This is a genomic window from Streptomyces sp. UNOC14_S4 (genome assembly GCF_020740835.1).
In the GTDB taxonomy this organism is placed as follows: Bacteria; Actinomycetota; Actinomycetes; order Streptomycetales; family Streptomycetaceae; genus Streptomyces.
Window position 1 is genome coordinate 1 of the sequence record NZ_JAINFC010000930.1, and the last position, 1,297, is coordinate 1,297.

The following is a 1,297-nucleotide window of genomic DNA, read 5'->3' on the forward strand; positions in this document are numbered from 1 at the left end:
GAACGGGGACAGGGACGGGAACGGGGGGCTTTACGGCGCGCTACGAACCGGCACCGTCCGCAGCGGAGCTCTCCGCCGGAACGGCGCACTCCGCGGACGCGGCGTACTCCGCCGATGCGGCGTACTCCGCCTGCGCGGCGACGAGCTTGAGCAGGTGGCCGAGGTCCGCCGCGGTGGTGCGCGGGTGCAGCAGTGTCACCTTCAGCCACAGCCGCTCGCGTCCGTCGGCGTCCTCCGCCAGGGCCCGGCCCAGGACCGCGTGGCCTTCGGCGAGCAGGTCCCGGCGGACGGCGGCGACGAGCTCGTCGCCCGCCTCGCCGGGCAGGGCGTCGGCGGCCACCGGCCGGAACAGCACGGTGCTGATGCCGGGCGCGCCGGGGCGGCCGCGCAGCGCCGGGTGGGCGTCGACGGCACGGGCGAACTCCTCGGCGGTGTCGACGCAGTGCTCCACCACGTCGGCCATTCCCCGGCGGCCGAGGGCGCGCAGGGTCGCCGCGATCTTCAGGACGTCCGGGCGGCGCGTGGTGCGGATGGAGCGGCCGAGCAGGTCGGGCAGGCCCGCTTCGGTGTCGTCGTCGGCGTTGAGGTAGTCGGCGGTCAGGGACAGCGGCTCCAGCAGGGCCGTGTCGGCGACCGCGAGCACGCCCGCCGCGGCCGGCTGCCAGCCCAGCTTGTGCAGGTCGTACGTCACCGACACCGCGTGCTCGATCCCGGCCAGCCGGGGCGCGAGGCGGTCGCTGAACAGCAGGGGCCCGCCGTAGGCGGCGTCGATGTGCAGTTCGGCCCCGTGCGTGCGGGCCACGTCGGCTAGTTCGGGCAGCGGGTCGATCGCGCCCGCGTCCGTCGTACCGGCCGTGGCGACGACCAGGGCGGGGCCCCGGCCGTGCTCCACCAGCGCGCGGTCGAGGGCCGCGGGGCTCATCCGGCCGCCCGGGCAGTCGATCGTGACGGGCGTGGGGAGGCCGAGCATCCAGGCGGCGCGGCGCACGCTGTGGTGGGCGTTGGCGCCGACGAACACCCGGGGCTCCCCGGCTCCGGCGGCGCGGGCCCGCTCGCGCGCCAGCAGCAGGGCGACGAGGTTGGACTCGGTGCCGCCGCTGGTGACGACCGCGTCCGCGGCGGGCCGGTCCGCGTACACCAGGCGCGCGAGGGCGGCGGTGACCTCCTCCTCGATGACCGCGGCGGCGGGCGCCTGGTCCCAGGAGTCCATCGAGGGGTTGAGGGCCGAGGCGACGAGGTCCGCGGCCACGGCGACGGCGAGGGGCGGGCAGTGCAAGTGTGCCACGCAGTGGGGGTG

1 protein-coding gene is annotated in these 1,297 nt (G+C 77.0%); it reads right to left on the minus strand.

Annotated elements, in window-relative coordinates; genetic code table 11:
* Positions 1-40 precede the first annotated feature (40 nt).
* On the minus strand, positions 41-1,297 hold a 1,257-nt coding region (locus K6I34_RS37100; protein ID WP_238490348.1), incomplete at its 5' end, for an aminotransferase class V-fold PLP-dependent enzyme.